This is a genomic window from Agrobacterium leguminum (genome assembly GCF_015704895.1).
Taxonomy (GTDB): domain Bacteria; phylum Pseudomonadota; class Alphaproteobacteria; order Rhizobiales; family Rhizobiaceae; genus Agrobacterium; species Agrobacterium leguminum.
The window spans coordinates 30,866-46,733 of record NZ_JADQWB010000023.1; the positions used below are offsets into that span (position 1 = coordinate 30,866).

Sequence of the window (15,868 nt, forward strand, 5' to 3'; positions counted from 1 at the left end):
GCAGAACACGACAAGATCGGCGGCATAAAGCATCCGCGAGGGGCGGATTGCGACAGGAGCGGAGAAAATCCATGGAGCAGAAAAAGCTCACCCCGACTGCCGATATGAAAATGTCAAAACGCGCATCCCTGATGGGGGCGATCTTCCTGATGGCGACATCCGCCATCGGTCCCGGCTTCATCACGCAGACGGCGACATTCACCACCCAGCTCGGTGCCGCCTTCGCCTTCGGCATCCTCGCCTCCATCCTTATCGACTTCGTCGTCCAGCTCAACATCTGGCGTATCGTGACGCTGACGCGCATGCGCGCATCCGACATCGCCAATGCCGCCATTCCCGGCTCCGGTTATCTTCTGGCCATTCTCGTCATCATCGGCGGTCTGTTCTTCAACATCGGTAATATTGGCGGCACCGGCCTTGGCCTGAACGCCATTTTCGGGCTGGACCCGAAAATCGGTGGCGCGATTAGCGCGGTCTTTTCCATCGCCATCTTCGTTTCCAAACGCGCGGGCCTTGCCGTCGACCGGTTCATCATTTTCGCCGGTATATTGATGATCGTACTGACGCTTTATGTGGCCTTCGTTTCCGCACCGCCGGTGGGTGACGCCTTCCGCCAGACCTTCCTGCCGGACACGATCAATTTCGCAACCATCACCACCATCGTCGGCGGCACCGTCGGCGGTTACATCACCTATTCCGGCGCCCACCGGCTGCTTGACCGGGGCATGGTCGGCATCGAAAACCTGCCTGCCGTCAACCGCGCCGCGCTAACCGGCATCGCCGTCACCGGCGTCATGCGCTACGTGCTGTTCCTCGCCATTCTCGGCGTCGTCGCCAGCGGCGTCATCATCGATACGTCGGGCCAGGCCGCCAACCCTGCCGCACAGGCCTTCCGTTCGGCTGCGGGCGATCTCGGCTTCCGGCTCTTCGGCATCATCTTCTGGGCAGCGGCCATCACCAGCGTCATCGGCGCGGCCTATACGTCGGTTTCATTCCTGCCCGTCTTCAAGCAGGACATGACCGAACGCGCCCGCAACATGGCGACGATCGTTTTCATCGCCGTCTCGCTCGTCTGCTACCTGCTGATCACCACGCCACCCGCCGCCATGCTGGTCTTCGTCGGCGGCCTGAACGGTCTCATCCTGCCCATCGGCCTCAGCATCTTCCTGTTCGCCGCATGGAAGCGCGAAGACCTGATGGGCGGCTATCGTTACCCGCGCATCCTGCTTGTGCTTGGCGTTCTGACCTGCGCATTGACATGGTACATGGGCTACAAGTCCGCCGGCACCATCTTCGGCCTGCTCGGCCTGTAATAAACTAGTGTTTTTACGCATTTTCCGAACGCAAAACCGCTACGCACTTTTGCTGGAAATGCTCTAAAGGGAGGCAAACATGGCCGCTATCGATCTCAACAGCGATCTTGGCGAAAGTTACGGCGCATGGCGCATGGGAGACGACGAAGCGATGCTCGCTATCGTTTCCAGCGCCAACATCGCCTGCGGATTTCATGCCGGCGATCCGGCCGGTATCTACCGCACCGTCAAGGCCGCCGCCGAAAAAGGCGTGGTCATCGGCGCCCATGTCTCCTATCCGGACCGCGTCGGCTTCGGCCGCCGCGATCTGGACGCGACCTCGGAAGAACTGATTGCCGATGTCATCTACCAGATCGGCGCGCTGAAAGGCATCGCGGCCGCTGCCGGCACAACGGTGCGTTACGTCAAGCCGCATGGCGCGCTTTACAACCGCATCGCCAATGACGCGAAACAGGGGCAGGCCGTGATCGACGGCATCAAGGCCATCGATCCTTCGCTGGTGCTGATGGGCCTCGCCAACGCGCCCATTCTCGATCTCGCCCGCAAGGCGGGTCTCGCCGTCGTCGCCGAAGCTTTCGCGGATCGCGCCTATACGCCTCAGGGCCAGCTCGTCTCCCGCCGCGAGGCCGGTGCCGTGCTGCACGACGCAGCCAAAATCGCCGACCGCATGGTACAGCTTGCCCGCGAGGGCACGCTGGAGGCGATAGATGGCAGCATCATAAAAATCGAAGCGCAATCCATCTGCGTGCACGGCGACAGCCCCGGCGCGGTCGCCATAGCCCAGGAAATCCGCCGCCGTTTCGAGGCTGATGGCATCGACATCCGCTCTTTCGCATCCAATCGCTGAAAGGATAGCCGATGACGATACCGACATCCTATCTCAACCACACGGACGCGGACGCCGCGCGCAAAGCCCGCGCCACCTATCGCGGCGGCCTCGTCGCCCCAACTTCCGGCATTGCACCCGGCTTCACGCAGGCGAACATGATCGTGCTGCCGCGCGACTGGGCCTTCGATTTCCTGCTTTATGCGCAGCGCAATCCCAAACCCTGCCCGGTGCTGGATGTCTCCGATCCCGGTTCGCCCACCACGCTTCTGGCGCCCGGCGCTGATCTGAGAACCGACCTGCCGCTCTACCGCATCTGGCGGGACGGCAAGCTCGTCGAGGAAACGGCTGACGCCACCGCCGCCTGGGCGGAGCGTGACGATCTCGTCGCTTTCCTGATCGGCTGCAGCTTCACCTTCGAAACGCCGATGGTGGAAGCGGGCATCGAAATCCGCCATATGACCGACAAGAGCAATGTGCCGATGTATCTTACCAATCGGCCCTGCCGCCCGGCCGGTCGGCTGAAGGGCAATATGGTCGTTTCCATGCGGCCGATCCCGGCCTCGCGCGTGGCCGATGCTGCGACCATTTCGGGACGTTTTCCGGCCGTACACGGGTCACCCGTACATGTCGGCGCACCGGAAGAGATCGGCATTACCGATCTTTCGAAGCCTGATTTCGGCGATGCGGTGCGGATCGAGCCGGGCGAGGTTCCGGTGTTCTGGGCCTGCGGCGTCACACCCCAGGCCGCCGTGATGGCGTCGGGCGTGCCCTTTGCGATCACCCATGCGCCGGGACACATGTTCATCACCGATATTCCCGATTCAGCCTATCACGCGTGAGGACATGATGCGTTTTCTCCCCGTCAGCCTCACCACCATTCTTGTCGAACTCGCCGATCTCGATGAAACGCTGGCGCTTTTCGCCTCGCTTCAGAACGATCCGGTCGAAGGCATCGAAGAGACGGTGCCGGCTGCCCGCACCCTGATGATCCGCTTTCGCCCTGAGAAGATCGGTGCCGAAGCGCTGGCCGCGCGGCTGGCAAGCCGCGATCTCTCCGCAAAAATCGCGCCTTCGGACAATCTCGTGGAAATTCCCGTCCACTACAATGGTGAGGACCTCGCCGATGTTGCCGAATTGACCGGCATGAGCATCGAAGAGGTCATCCGCCGCCACACCGAAAGCGAATTCACCGTGGCCTTTTGCGGCTTCGCTCCCGGCTTCGGTTATCTGGTCGGTGGCGATCCGGCGCTGCATGTGCCGCGTCGGCAAAGCCCACGCACCCGCATTCCGGCAGGTTCGGTGGCGCTGGCCGGCGCCTTCAGCGGCGTCTACCCGCAAAACAGCCCCGGCGGCTGGCAGATCATCGGCACCACGCCGGTGAAGATGTGGGACATAGACCGCGATCCCGGCGCGCTTTTTCAGCCGGGTTACCGCGTGCGTTTCTTCGACATGGACAAGGCCGGCAAAACGGTCGACATCCCCGTCTCAGCACCGCGCAGCGCCGGGAAAGACCGGGCAAAAGCAGGCCCGCATTTCAAGGTGCTCGCCGCCCCCATGCCCGCCATCTTCCAGGATCTCGGCCGCTTCGGCCAGACGGGACAGGGCGTTTCTGCCTCAGGCGCACTGGATCGCGGCGCGTTCAATGCCGCAAACCGCATCGTCGGCAACCCCGTCAACACGCCCTGTCTCGAACTGACGCTCGGCGGATTTTCCTTTAAGAGCACGAGCCGCGCCGTCATCGGCATTGCAGGTGCGCCCTGCCCCGTCACCATCACCACGGCAGATCGCAGTTTCGCGGCCAAGACCCATGGCCCGGTGTCGCTCGAACCTGGTGATGTGGTCACTTTCGGTCAGCCGCCAAAGGGCATGCGCTGTTATCTTGCGGTGCGCGGCGGTTTTGAGGTCGAGCCGGTGCTGGGCAGCTTCGCCACCGACACGCTTGCTATCGTCGGTCCCGAGCCGGTGGGCGCGGGCGCCATCCTTTCCCTCAAGGGCGAGAAGACTGGCCTTTCCAGCGTATCGATCGACGAGGTTCAGGCCTTCGAAGCGCCGGCAACCGGCGAGGTCGTCACGCTGGACGTCGTTCTCGGACCGCGAACGGACTGGTTCACGCAAAAGGGCATCGAGACGCTGACCGGCCAGCTCTGGCAGGTCACACCGCAATCGAACAGGGTCGGCATCCGCCTTGCCGGCGAAGTGCCGGTAGAGCGCAAGGACAGCGCCGAATTGCCGAGCGAAGGCACGGCGACGGGAGCGATCCAGATTCCCCATAGCGGCCAGCCGGTTCTGTTCCTTGCCGACCATCCGCTGACCGGCGGTTATCCCGTCATCGGTGCTGTCGCCGAATATCATCTCGATCTTGCCGGGCAAATCCCCGTCAACGCCAAAATCAAATTCCGCCCGATCGGCCCCTTCGCCGAAATCGCGGCCAAGAACACATAATTCCGAGGAGAAGAGCGATGAAAAAAGTGCTGATTGCCAATCGCGGCGAGATCGCGGTGCGCATCATCCGCGCATGTCGCGATTACGGCGTGCAATCGGTCGCCGTTTATGCCGATCCCGATCAGGAAGCGCTCTTCGTCCGGCTGGCCGATGAGGCCTATGCGCTGGAGGGCGTGCGCCCGGCCGAGACCTATCTCGACATCGCCAAGCTGATCGCGATTGCCAAACGCGCCGGTGCGGATGCCATTCATCCCGGTTACGGCTTCCTGTCCGAGCGCGCTGAATTTGCGCGTGCCGTTCTCGATGCCGGCCTCGTCTGGATCGGCCCCGATCCGCATGTCATCGAGGCCCTGGGTGACAAGGTCGAGGCACGGCGCATTGCCACCGGCGTCGGCGCACCGCTGGTCGCCGGCAGTGACGGCCCGGTCGCTTCCGCTGCCGAAGTCACCGCCTTCGCGGAACAACACGGCCTGCCCGTCGCTATCAAGGCGGCCCATGGCGGCGGCGGTCGCGGCCTGAAGGTTGCGTGGAAGATGGAAGAGATCGCCGATCTCTACGAATCCGCCGTGCGCGAGGCGACGGCCGCCTTTGGCCGCGGCGAATGTTTCCTTGAGCGCTTCCTCGACCGGCCGCGCCATATCGAGGCGCAGGTTCTCGCCGACAAGCATGGCAATGTGCTTGTCCTCGGCACCCGCGACTGCTCGCTGCAGCGCCGGAACCAGAAGCTCATCGAAGAGGCTCCCGCCCCCTTCCTCTCCGCCGAACAGCGGCAGAAAATCCATGCGGCTGCCAAAGCTATCTGCGCCGCTGCCGGTTATTCCGGCGCCGGCACCGTCGAATTCCTGCTCGGCGTCGATGGCACGATTTCTTTCCTCGAGGTCAACACGCGCCTGCAGGTGGAACATCCCGTTACCGAAGAAACCACCGGTATCGATCTCGTCATCGAGCAATTCCGTATTGCCGAAGGCCATAGACTGCGGGTTCTCGAAACGCCGGAACCGCGTGGACATTCGATGGAATTCCGCATCAATGCCGAAGATCCCGGCCGAGGCTTCCTGCCGACGCCCGGCTCGATCTCGCTTTTCGATGCCCCCTCCGGTCCCGGCATTCGCGTGGATAGCGGCGTCGTCAGCGGCTCCAGCGTGCCGGGCGTATTCGACTCGCTGATGGCAAAGCTGATCGTCACGGGTGCCGACCGCGATCAGGTCCTGCGCCGCGCCCGCCGCGCGCTGAAGGAGTTCCGTATCGAAGGCATCGCCACGGTGTTGCCCTTCCATCGCGCCGCAATCGAAACCGATGATTTCATCGGCACCGACGGCTTCAAGGTTCACACCCGCTGGATCGAGACCGATTTCGCCGCCATGCCGGATGCCATGGAGCGCCCGGCACCGGCCGAAGACCCTTCCGTCACCCGCACTTTTCTGGAAATCGACGGCAAGCGTGTATCGGTCGGTCTGCCCAGTCTGCTGCTCTCCAGCCTCGGTGCGGTTAGTGGCAGTAGCACGGCTGTTCCCGGCACCGCCGCCACCAAGGAAAAGGAAGGCGAAATCACCGCCCCGGTTTCCGGCACGCTGCAGTCCTTCAAGGTAAAAGACGGTGACCTGGTTTCCGAAGGCGATCTTCTGGCCGTTATGGAAGCCATGAAGATGGAAACGCAGATTGTCGCCACCAAGGCGGGCAAAGTTCGCCTGATCGTCAAGGAAGGCGACTATCTGCAGGCGGGCGCAGCCCTTCTCGACATAGCCGGCTAATATACGAACGGCCAGCCGGCCTCACAATTGCAGATCGCGTATGGCCGGCGGCGGAACCCTTTCGCCGCCGGGCCGTTTATGGCGCGACCTGCTAACGACTGTGAGGGAAATATGGCCGGACGGACCTTGCTTCAGTTCTTCCATTGGTATTATCCGGACGGAGGGAAATTATGGAGCGAGGTGGCCGAAAAGGCCGAAAGCCTTGCCAAAATGGGCATCACCGATATCTGGCTGCCACCGGCCTATAAGGGTGCTGCCGGCGGCTATTCGGTCGGTTACGATACCTACGATCTCTTCGACCTCGGTGAATTCGACCAGAAGGGCACCGTCGCCACCAAATATGGCGATCGCGCCGCCCTCGAACATGCGGGCCGGACGCTGAAGGAAAACGGCATCCGCGTCATTCATGACGTGGTTCTCAATCACAAGATGGGTGCGGATGAAAAGGAGAAGGTGCGGGTTCGCCGCGTCAATCCCGAAGACCGTACCGAAATCGACGATGAAGACTTTCAGGCGCAGGCCTTTACCCGCTTCACCTTTCCCGGCCGCAGCGGCAAACACTCCAAATTCATCTGGGACCTGAAGTGCTTCAGCGGCGTCGACCACATCGAAGAGCCGACCGAAGACGGCATATTCCGCCTCGTCAATGAGTATGGCGATGGGGAATGGAATGAGGAAGTCGATCAGGAAAACGGCAATTTCGATTATCTGATGGGTGCCGATGTCGAGTTCAGGAACCGGGCGGTTTACGAAGAGCTCAAATATTGGGGCCGCTGGCTCTCCGAGCAGGTGCAGGTCGATGGCTTCCGCCTCGATGCCGCCAAACATATTCCGGCCTGGTTCTTCCGCGACTGGGTCGGCCATATGCGCGAAACGGTCGATCCCGATCTTTTCGTCGTGGCGGAATATTGGCACCCCGATCTCGAGGCGCTGAAAAGCTATCTAGAACTCGTCGACAAGCAGCTGATGCTTTTCGATGTCGCGCTTCATCACAGCTTCCACGATGCCTCGAAACAGGGCGGCGATTTCGATATGCGCAGCATCTTCGATGGTTCGCTTGTCTCCGCCGTTCCAGACCATGCCGTCACGCTGGTCGACAATCACGACACGCAGCCGCTGCAATCGCTGGAAGCGCCGGTGGAACCCTGGTTCAAACCTCTTGCCTATGCGATCATCCTGCTGCGCGAAGAGGGTGTGCCCTGCGTCTTTTATCCCGATCTGTTCGGCACGAGCTATACCGACACCGGCAATGACGGCAACGAATATAAAATCGATATGCCCGCCATTGAATGCCTGCCGAAACTCATCGAAGCCCGCAGCCGTTTCGCCAACGGAGCCCAGACGGATATTCTCGACGATGCAAGCTGCATCGCCTTTATTCGCCACGGCACCGCCGATGCGCCGGGCTGCGTGGTGGTGATGTCGAATGGCGAGCCGGCGGAAAAGCAGATCGATCTCGGTCCCGATCACGCCGGGGCGGTCTGGCATGACTTTCTCGGGCACCGTGAAGAACGGATTACCCTCGATGAGAGCGGCAAGGGCGTCTTTCCCACCAATGGCGGCAGCGTCAGCGTCTGGGTTGCAGCCGATTCCGAGTGAGGAACAATCGTTCCGGTTCGGAAATCCGGTTCATTCCGCGGACACGAGGCGGCGCGGACCTGCGCCGTCATCGGCCAGAACATCGTTCGGATTGCGCAACGGACAATCATCCAGCGAAAGGCACCCGCAACCGATACAGCCGGTAAGCTGATCGCGCAGCATGATAAGGCTGTTGATGCGAAGCTGCAGCATTTCCCGCCAGGATTGGGAAAACCTGCGCCAATCGGCCGTCGTCGCCACCCGATCCTGCGGCAGGTCGGCCATCGCATCCCTGATGATGCTGAGCTGTATACCTGCCCGCTGCGCGATGCGGATGATGGCGATACGCCGCAGGACGGCGCGATGATAACGGCGCTGGTTACCGGCGGTTCGCCAGCCTTCAATCAGCCCCTTCGCCTCGTAAAAATGGATGGTGGACACGGCGATGCCGCTGCGGCGGGCAACCTCCCCAACCGTCAGGCTGTGCTTGAATACGGTATTTTCCATTCTGGCTCCTGCTTCCGTAACGATTTCCGCTCGGAAAACGCGGAAACATAGTGAAGAGCAGCCGGTATAATTCCTCAACCATAGTTGAGGTCAATAGGCGATAGCCCAAAAAAGAGGCGCCCAAAGGCGCCTCCAAATTTCGTGAATGTGGCGACGGATCAGAACTTCGCTGTCATGCTGATCCAGAAACGGCGGCCTTCCATGACGGTGTTGAAATCATCGGTGCCGACATCCTTGTCGAAGACATTGTAAATGGCGGCGTTGAGATCGACATTTTCGGCGACCGCATATTTCGCGCCGATATCCAGCGTGGTGTAGGCGTCATATTTACGCCCGGCCTTGCCGTTGATCGTCACAGGCGTGCCGTTGGTGCCGATGCGCGGGCCGGCATTGATTTCCGATCCGTGGTAATTCAGCGAGGCCCAGGCTTCCAGACCGTCGATTGGGGTCACCCAGTCGCCGCGCAGATTGGCCATATGCTCCGGCGTGCGCGCCAGCGGGAAGCCTTCATAGTCGCCGGTTTTCTGTTCGGAATGGGTATAGGTATAGTTGCCGCGCAGCGTCAGGTCCGGCGTCGCATACCATGTCGCCGTCAGTTCCACACCCTGAATGACCGCATCGTCGATGTTGTAATTGTACCAGAGACGATAGTTGCGGTCTTCGCTCCAGCGAGCAGGCGTTCCATCCGGATTGAGCACCAGCGCATTGGAAATCTTGTCCTTGAAATCGGTGTAGAAATAGGTGGCGCCGAGAGCGACGTCGCCATTGTCCCAAAGCGCGGCCACTTCATAGCTCGTGCTCTTTTCCGCTTCGAGGTTGGGGTCGCCGATGATCACGCCGCAGGTGCCGCTCGGGCCATAGGTGCAACCGCCGCCACCCGTCGTATAGGCGTAACCCGGTGCGATCTGACGGATTTCCGGGGCGCGGAAACCGGTAGAGACGCCGCCCTTGATGGTCAGTTCCTCGGTCGCGCTCCAGACGCCATAAAGGCGCGGGCTGAAATGATTGCCGTATTTCTCGTGATTATCGAGACGAAGACCGCCCGTCAGCGCGAAATTATCGACAATGCGCCATTCATCCTCGAGGAAGAGCGCCCATTGCGTCGCCGAAAATGTCTCGTCGCGGCCGGTGCGGCGTCCCGGGTTCTGGTCGGTCAGCCGCGCCTCGAAATATTGTCCGCCCGTGACCAGCGTGTGGTTGCCGAACAATTCGAACGGCGTGGTGAACTTGCCATCGAGAACGGTGTTGCGCACTTCCGGCGAGCGCGGATTTTCTGTCACGCGGCCGGTGCGGATATTTCTGGTGAAGTTGGTGCGCTCCGCCCATTCCTGCTGGAACGAAAATTCGGATGTGGTCGGCCCCCAGCGGCCGGTATGCGACAATGACCAGTGGTCGCGCGTATTGGTATTGTAGGTGCCGTTTGCGTCCGTCGCCGCCAGCGTGTCGCCGGGCTCGGCGTTGCGGCGCAGCCGCGTCTTGCCGCCTTCGAGATAGATGTCGTGATCTTCGTTCGGCGTAAACGTCAGACGACCGTTGAAATCATATTCCTTGGCGCCCGTGGTGCCGCTCAGAATACGGTCTTCGCCGCGTGTGAAACCCCTGCCCCAGAGCTGCAGACCGAGCTGGTCCTTCAGGATCGGTCCGTTGGCGTACCAGGAGACCTGGCCGCTATTGCCGAATTTGGAATGCTGCTGAACCGTGCCTTCGGTGGTGACGGAACCTGACCAGACATCGCCGACCTTGCGGGTGATGATGTTGATGACACCGCCCATGGCATCCGAACCATAAAGCGAGGACATCGGCCCGCGCACCACTTCGATGCGCTCGATCGCCGAAACCGGCGGCACGAAACTCTGTTCGAAGCCGGAATTGCCGTTGGTGCGGGCATCGCGCGTGCTCTGCCGCTTGCCGTCAACCAGAACCAGCGTGTAAGCGCCGGGCAGACCGCGAATGAAAATATCCTTTTCATTGGCAATACCGGTGACCGATACGCCCTGAACTTCCCGCAGGGCATCGGTGAGATCGCGATAGGATCCCTTTTCCAGATCTTCCCGCGTCACAACCGTGATGCTAGCCGGAGCGTCCTTTACATTCTGCTCGAAACCGGATGCGGTGACGACGATCTGCTGAAGAACCGTGTTCCCCTCAGACGCCTGCTGCGCAAAAACCGGCAGAGCAATGCTGAGAGCCGTTCCCGCCATTGCTGCCGAAAGACCGGCCTTTATTATCGTCGCGGCCATATCTCGACCGCGGTACTTCAATTCCATGTTACGCCCCCGCATTTAACTTGAGAATTTAACCCCACTTATTTAGGAGGGAGTGCGGGCGCAACGCGTTTGTTTTCGAACAGTTCTAAATTCCAGAAATTGCAAAAAGGGCTCCCCGGACAAGCGGCGGAGTAAAAAAATCGCAAGATGACAACCGGCAAGAGAAAAGATGAACCAGCCTCCACGACAAAACCCGACAGGCTTGGGCAGCTGAAACTACTTGTCGCTTTCGATGCGTTGTTGCGGGAAGGCAGCGTCAGCCGCGCGGCGGCGGGCATGGGACTGCCGACATCTTCCATGAGCCGCATCTTGCAGCAGCTGCGCGAAAGATACGGCGACCAGCTTTTTCTGCGCACCGGTCAGGGCCTGCGTCCCACCCCCTTTGCCGAAAACATGCGGCTGCGCATTCGTTCGCTGGCGGCGGAGGCCGAGAACCTGATCGACTATTCGCAGGAAAAACCCGCCGCCCCGGCCAACGCCAGTGCAAGCGGCTGGGAGCGGCCTGTGCTGATGAAGGCGCCGCCGCTTTCGCTTCGCCCCAGCGTTCTTCTGGAAGGTCAGCCGACACCGGAAAACATCGCCGACCGTCTCGCGCGCATCGGCCACAATGCCGATCCGCAGCAGAGGCTTGCCAAATATATCGCAACCTGCGCGATGGGCATCGGCAACAGCCGCCCGCTCAGCCAGGTGGAAGCGATGGATGCGCTCTCGATTATTCTCGATGGCGATGCCGACCCGATACAGATCGGGGCCTTGCTCGCCACCATGCATTATCGCGGCGTGACCGCGGCGGAGCTTGCCGGTTTCATCGAAGCCATGTGGCGACATATAGAGAGGAACCAGCAAGGACCTGCATCGGTGGATCTCGACTGGCCCGCTTATATGTCGCCGAAACATCGCGATGCGCCGTGGTTCCTCCATTCCGCGCGTCTTGTCGCCATGGCGGGATATAGCGTCCTGCTGCACGGGCATGTGGGGCAGGGAGAAAACGGCGGCAAGCTTGAACTTGCAGCACAGGCCTGCGGCATTCCCCTTTGCCACTCGCTTTCGCAGGCGGCGAAAGCCACAGCCTCGGAACGCATCGCCTACCTGCCGATCGGTGGTCTGTCCCTGCAGTTTCAAAGCCTGCTTGGCCTGTACGGCATTCTGGAGATGCGCCTGCCGCTCAATACGGTCGTGCATCTTCTCAATCCGCTTCGCGCCAGAAGCACGATCATCGGCGTCGCCCGCCCGTCCTATCAGGAACTTCATCGGGACACGGCGCGGCTGCTTTCGGTGGAAAACCTCGCCATTCTCGGCAATACGCGGGATTTCGCGCAATTCACGCCGTTTCGCAGCACCCGGATTTTCGGTCTTTCGAAAGGCAGGGATGTGGAATTCATCGTTCCCGCACGCGAAACGCCGCCCGCCGAAATGCCGACCATGTTCACAACCTTCGAATATTGGCGGGCGGTCTGGACGGGTGCCGCAAGGGACGAAAGGGCAGAAACCACTATCATCTCCACGACGGCCATCGCGCTGATGCTGGTCAACGATATGGCTCTGCCCTTCGAGGAAGCCTATGCCCGCAGCCTTCGGCTCTGGAACGACAGGGCGCGCAATCTCGTCAACGCCTGATCAAGGGTCAGGCATTGGCGACCGCCCTTTTCAGCGCCAGATATTCCCAAAGGGCGACAAGCAGAAGAATTGCCGTGCTCGCCAGTTGCAGCACGAAGAGGGGAATACCCGGCACCGGCAAAAGCAGGCAGAGCGCCGCCACGCCGGCAAAATGCGAAACCGGTCGCTGATAGGCGACGGCGATCTTGACGCCGATATTGCCGGCCAGAAACAGGACCGGACCGCCGAGAATGGCGAGCGCTTCGCGCATCGTTGCGCCATCCCGCGCATGGGAGAGGCTGAAATCCTCACCCACCGCCGTCAGGATGATACCGGCCACGATGGGCAAATGCCCGTAGTTAAAAAGATTATGGGCGATCTTCGCCTTTTCTTCGGCATTCTCGGCTTTTCTCGAAGCCTCCTCCTGCCCGTGATGGAAATAAATCCACCACATCGCCACGGTACTGACGAAAGCGGAGCAGAAGACGATGAATGTCAGGCCCGAATTCATATATTCGGTGGCCGTGCGTCCCGTGGTCAGGATCGTTTCGCCAAGGCAGATGATGACGAAAAGCGCACATCGCTCCGCCAGATGCTCACCGGAAAGATGCAGCCTGTCCTCGTCGCTCGAGGCCACGCCCGGCACGACATAACGGCAGGCAGGGCCGGCATATTCAATTGCAAGTGCGATGCCCCACAGGAGAATGCGATCCGCCAGATCGACGAGCCCACCGGCCAGCCAGAACAGGCTCGATACCACGAGCCAGATCGTCACGCGCACGAAGACCAGAAAGGACTGCCGGTCTTCACCCCTGAACGCATAGAGAGCGAACAGGCTTCGACCGACCTGCATCACGCTGTAGATCAGGGCGAAGACAAGGCCCTGTTCCGCAAAAGCCTCCGGCAGCGCGATGGCCAGCAGAACGCCGCCGAACATCAGCACGAACAGCAGGATCCTGACTGGCTCCTTTTCCGTGTTCAGCAGGTTTGTGATCCAGGTGGTGTGTATCCATAGCCACCAGAGCGACAATATCAGGATGCCGGCCTCAAGCGCCGCCGTGGGCCCAAAATCCTTGGCCAGCGCGTGGGAGAGCTGGATCAGCGCGAAAACAAAGACCAGATCGAAGAACAATTCGGGAAAACTGGCCTTGCCGGCGTCCTGGCCCTCCTGCCTTATCCAGCTTTCCGCATCCGCTTTGCGTCCTTGAAGCTCACCCCTGGTCCTCATTCCACCTCCGCCGCAATATTTCGACCGGTCTTCTCACCATGCCCCTCACCGTTGCGACAAAGCCTCTTCGCTGCCCGATGCAACCGGGTTCGACTTTCGGCCGGGAAACTCCAGCGCCCGCGCACTGTCGGGATAAAAACGCGGCCCAACCAGACGGACTTTCTTCCCAGAGACGTCGGTAATGTAGTTCGGGGTCGCGGCCTCTGGCGAAAGCGGAATGCTGTCGGCACTGGAAACCGCAAGCGTGCTGACCTCGAGAGGCTGGGCAATTGCCGGCAGGCTCGTCATCGCGGCGAGTGCGGCTGAAAGAAGAAATGATCTGGGAAACATGGGACGCATATCCTGGCACAATTATCTGCGCCATAAACAGCCCTCGCCCGCTTTGGTTCCGCCGCTCGTCAGCCATCCCCATCAAGGTAGGAGCTATATTGAACATAGTCCGCGCTCGGTTGCCCACCGACGATCTCCGGCGGCCGACCTTCGTCACCGGGCAGATGGCCAGTGTTTTCGAGCTCCGCCCTCAGGAGCTTTTCGATAGCCCTTTCCCGAGGCAAGGCATTATCCGCCATGTAGAGGGCGACGGCCAGTTCCATGTCATCCGGAAAATTCATCAGCTCAGCCATCCGTTCAAGCAATTGAGCGCAAACGCAGGACCTCGCAGAAAGTTCAACTTCGTCGCCTCGGCGCGAGGCTTTGTCTGTCGACCGTGCATTCACTTCCGATGGCCATATCTCGGTCTTGCGGCGCCCGGGCATGCGCTTCTATTCAGTACCACACGCCTGTTTTGCCAGGTGCTCCGTGCATACAGATTGCGCTTTTCCGCTCTTCTCGTCGCAATTTCGACGAAAAACAGCCTCGACTCAAGCGATTGAAACCAATCACGGAAAAACGCAAACGAAAGCTAAACCGAGCTTAGTTTTCATTACCTTGCATTAACCATAGAAATCCACCGGCTGCACTGTTGCTACAGCAGCCTCATGCGAATCTCTTTCTACTTGCGGAAACGGCGTTAATGTAACTTCCGTCTGCTTTTTCCGCAAGCGATGACCATTTCCCGAGGCCCGTGTGAACTCACGAAAGCATGTTCGCCTCCATGGTGTCCTTACGTCCTCGCAACTGCGCCAGAAGCATAGTCTGCACATCGAAGCCGCCGTCCTGCGCCTTACGGGTCAGATTACGCAGATATCCGCCAAGCGAGCTTATCTGGTCCGCTTTCTGCAAAAGGCATGCGAGAATGGCTGCCGTTCCCTGTCGGCCGAATGTGACAAGCGCATCCTGATACGCCGACTGGCTGATGTTGAACATGGTTTTGATGACGGATGTCGCCACTTCAAGATCGCGCCATCCGGTAACCGCTCCGCCTGGGGCATAGAGCGAGATATCCGGGCAAGCCTTCAAAACCAAAACAATATCAGGAACAAAAAATTGCTTATGAAGAACAGGCTTTGCTGACTGAGGCGAAGCTTTTGGACTGACGGGTGCCACATATGCCGGCTGGGTGCTTGCCGTGCTGGCAGGTGCAACGGTTGCCGGTTCGCGCAAATCTTGCCGTTCAGATATGGATTCGGATTCTGAATTCTTTATGAGGCGCTCATTTTGGCAGTCATTGCCGCCCGTTTTTTCCGATTTTTCAATATTTTCCAGATAGTTGGTCACTTCCGCGCGCAAAGAGGCCAAAAATCCGGCGATTTCCCGAAGCTCCGCAGGCTTGGAATTGCGGCCGAGAGAGCGGGCAATGGCATTGTAGCGGGTCTGAAACCCTTCGAAGGTTTCGACTTCACCGCTCGCGGCAATCATCTCGCAGAGTTTCTGGATATCGCGGCGGCAAAGGCTGATATTTTCACGAAGCCGCTGAAGATCGAGCCGCTCGCTGACGATGCGTTCGGCCAGTTCCTCGATTTCCGCTTTGCGGGCAAGAAGCGGCGCCAGCGAAAAACCGTAAGCCTCGCTGATTTCCCCTCCCCTGTGCTTGCGGGCGTATCGTTTTCCGTTCGGGCTGTCCTTGCGAATGATGAGACCGGCCTCAACAAGAGCCGAAAGATGCCGGCGCAATGTCTGCTCGGCCATGCCATGGGCCCTGAGTGACAATTGCGTATTCGACGGGAAGACAACCAATCCGGCTTCGTTGGAAAGTTCGTTCTTCGGATAAAAACTCAAAAGCGCGTTCAGGACCGCAAGTGAGCGATCAGTCACGCCGAGCAATGGCCTGGCTTCGCAGACCGAACGATAGAGTTTCCATTTATCGACCGCTTCGATTTTCTTGTTTTTCTGCGCGGCGAACTGGGTTGCGAGGACGCCAAACGACATCGCTCGCCGCCCAAAGGGCGTCGTTACACATGTGCTGTCCATGTCTTTCA

13 protein-coding genes are annotated in these 15,868 nt (G+C 60.1%); 7 read left to right on the top strand and 6 right to left on the bottom strand.

The window, feature by feature from the left end; genetic code table 11:
- The first annotated feature begins 71 nt into the window (after positions 1-71).
- The 6 genes from I3J13_RS23130 (at position 72) to amyA (ending at position 7,934) form a co-directional block, all read left to right on the top strand.
- Positions 72-1,313 (top strand): NRAMP family divalent metal transporter, encoded by a 1,242-nt coding sequence (locus tag I3J13_RS23130; RefSeq protein ID WP_059758322.1) that lies wholly within the window; start codon positions 72-74, stop codon positions 1,311-1,313.
- 79 nt (positions 1,314-1,392) lie between these two features.
- On the top strand, positions 1,393-2,160 hold the full coding sequence (locus tag I3J13_RS23135) for a LamB/YcsF family protein (RefSeq protein ID WP_196380374.1): 768 nt from the start codon (positions 1,393-1,395) through the stop codon (positions 2,158-2,160).
- A gap of 11 nt (positions 2,161-2,171) precedes the next feature.
- The gene (locus tag I3J13_RS23140; protein WP_196380375.1) at positions 2,172-2,981 is read left to right on the top strand and encodes a putative hydro-lyase; all 810 of its coding nucleotides are present in this window, start codon (positions 2,172-2,174) and stop codon (positions 2,979-2,981) included.
- Positions 2,982-2,988: 7 nt separating this feature from the next.
- A complete protein-coding gene (locus I3J13_RS23145; protein ID WP_196380393.1) occupies positions 2,989-4,584 on the top strand; it encodes a 5-oxoprolinase subunit B/C family protein in 1,596 nt (531 codons plus the stop codon).
- A gap of 17 nt (positions 4,585-4,601) precedes the next feature.
- A complete protein-coding gene (locus tag I3J13_RS23150; RefSeq protein ID WP_196380376.1) occupies positions 4,602-6,335 on the top strand; it encodes an acetyl/propionyl/methylcrotonyl-CoA carboxylase subunit alpha in 1,734 nt (577 codons plus the stop codon).
- 111 nt (positions 6,336-6,446) lie between these two features.
- Positions 6,447-7,934 carry an alpha-amylase gene (gene amyA, locus I3J13_RS23155; RefSeq protein ID WP_196380377.1) on the top strand — a complete coding sequence of 496 codons (1,488 nt, stop codon included), beginning with the start codon at positions 6,447-6,449 and terminating at the stop codon, positions 7,932-7,934.
- Between the two features lie 30 nt (positions 7,935-7,964).
- Here amyA and soxR read toward each other — a convergent pair whose 3' ends face one another.
- On the bottom strand, positions 7,965-8,420 hold the full coding sequence (gene soxR / locus I3J13_RS23160) for a redox-sensitive transcriptional activator SoxR (RefSeq protein ID WP_003519761.1): 456 nt from the start codon (positions 8,418-8,420) through the stop codon (positions 7,965-7,967).
- 158 nt (positions 8,421-8,578) lie between these two features.
- The gene (locus tag I3J13_RS23165) at positions 8,579-10,687 is read right to left on the bottom strand and encodes a TonB-dependent receptor plug domain-containing protein (protein ID WP_196380378.1); all 2,109 of its coding nucleotides are present in this window, start codon (positions 10,685-10,687) and stop codon (positions 8,579-8,581) included.
- 147 nt (positions 10,688-10,834) lie between these two features.
- On the opposite strand from I3J13_RS23165, the gene I3J13_RS23170 reads away from it, so the two are divergent.
- Positions 10,835-12,304, top strand: coding sequence for a glycosyl transferase family protein (locus I3J13_RS23170; RefSeq protein ID WP_196380379.1), 1,470 nt, complete (start codon positions 10,835-10,837; stop codon positions 12,302-12,304).
- 7 nt (positions 12,305-12,311) lie between these two features.
- On the opposite strand, the gene I3J13_RS23175 is transcribed toward I3J13_RS23170, so the two are convergent.
- From I3J13_RS23175 to repC, 4 genes are all read right to left on the bottom strand, one after another.
- Positions 12,312-13,511: a low temperature requirement protein A gene (locus tag I3J13_RS23175; RefSeq protein ID WP_196380380.1), complete on the bottom strand. Its 1,200-nt coding sequence runs from the start codon at positions 13,509-13,511 to the stop codon at positions 12,312-12,314.
- 45 nt (positions 13,512-13,556) lie between these two features.
- A complete protein-coding gene (locus tag I3J13_RS23180; RefSeq protein WP_196380381.1) occupies positions 13,557-13,841 on the bottom strand; it encodes a hypothetical protein in 285 nt (94 codons plus the stop codon).
- Positions 13,842-13,909: 68 nt separating this feature from the next.
- Positions 13,910-14,122 carry a hypothetical protein gene (locus I3J13_RS23185; RefSeq protein WP_196380394.1) on the bottom strand — a complete coding sequence of 71 codons (213 nt, stop codon included), beginning with the start codon at positions 14,120-14,122 and terminating at the stop codon, positions 13,910-13,912.
- Positions 14,123-14,582: 460 nt separating this feature from the next.
- Entirely contained in the window at positions 14,583-15,860 is a 1,278-nt protein-coding gene (repC, locus tag I3J13_RS23190) for a plasmid replication protein RepC (RefSeq protein ID WP_196380395.1), read from the bottom strand.
- Between the last annotated feature and the right edge of the window lie 8 nt (positions 15,861-15,868).

What these genes read in the sequence shown, in the direction of transcription:
- repC (WP_196380395.1), bottom strand. Translation starts at nt 15,860, where the DNA reads ATGGACAGCACATGTGTAACGACGCCCTTTGGGCGGCGAGCGATGTCG.
- I3J13_RS23185 (WP_196380394.1), bottom strand. Translation starts at nt 14,122, where the DNA reads ATGAATTTTCCGGATGACATGGAACTGGCCGTCGCCCTCTACATGGCG.
- I3J13_RS23150 (WP_196380376.1), top strand. Translation starts at nt 4,602, where the DNA reads ATGAAAAAAGTGCTGATTGCCAATCGCGGCGAGATCGCGGTGCGCATC.
- I3J13_RS23180 (WP_196380381.1), bottom strand. Translation starts at nt 13,841, where the DNA reads ATGTTTCCCAGATCATTTCTTCTTTCAGCCGCACTCGCCGCGATGACG.
- I3J13_RS23170 (WP_196380379.1), top strand. Translation starts at nt 10,835, where the DNA reads ATGACAACCGGCAAGAGAAAAGATGAACCAGCCTCCACGACAAAACCC.
- soxR (WP_003519761.1), bottom strand. Translation starts at nt 8,420, where the DNA reads ATGGAAAATACCGTATTCAAGCACAGCCTGACGGTTGGGGAGGTTGCC.
- I3J13_RS23165 (WP_196380378.1), bottom strand. Translation starts at nt 10,687, where the DNA reads ATGGAATTGAAGTACCGCGGTCGAGATATGGCCGCGACGATAATAAAG.
- I3J13_RS23135 (WP_196380374.1), top strand. Translation starts at nt 1,393, where the DNA reads ATGGCCGCTATCGATCTCAACAGCGATCTTGGCGAAAGTTACGGCGCA.
- I3J13_RS23175 (WP_196380380.1), bottom strand. Translation starts at nt 13,511, where the DNA reads ATGAGGACCAGGGGTGAGCTTCAAGGACGCAAAGCGGATGCGGAAAGC.
- I3J13_RS23130 (WP_059758322.1), top strand. Translation starts at nt 72, where the DNA reads ATGGAGCAGAAAAAGCTCACCCCGACTGCCGATATGAAAATGTCAAAA.
- amyA (WP_196380377.1), top strand. Translation starts at nt 6,447, where the DNA reads ATGGCCGGACGGACCTTGCTTCAGTTCTTCCATTGGTATTATCCGGAC.
- I3J13_RS23145 (WP_196380393.1), top strand. Translation starts at nt 2,989, where the DNA reads ATGCGTTTTCTCCCCGTCAGCCTCACCACCATTCTTGTCGAACTCGCC.
- I3J13_RS23140 (WP_196380375.1), top strand. Translation starts at nt 2,172, where the DNA reads ATGACGATACCGACATCCTATCTCAACCACACGGACGCGGACGCCGCG.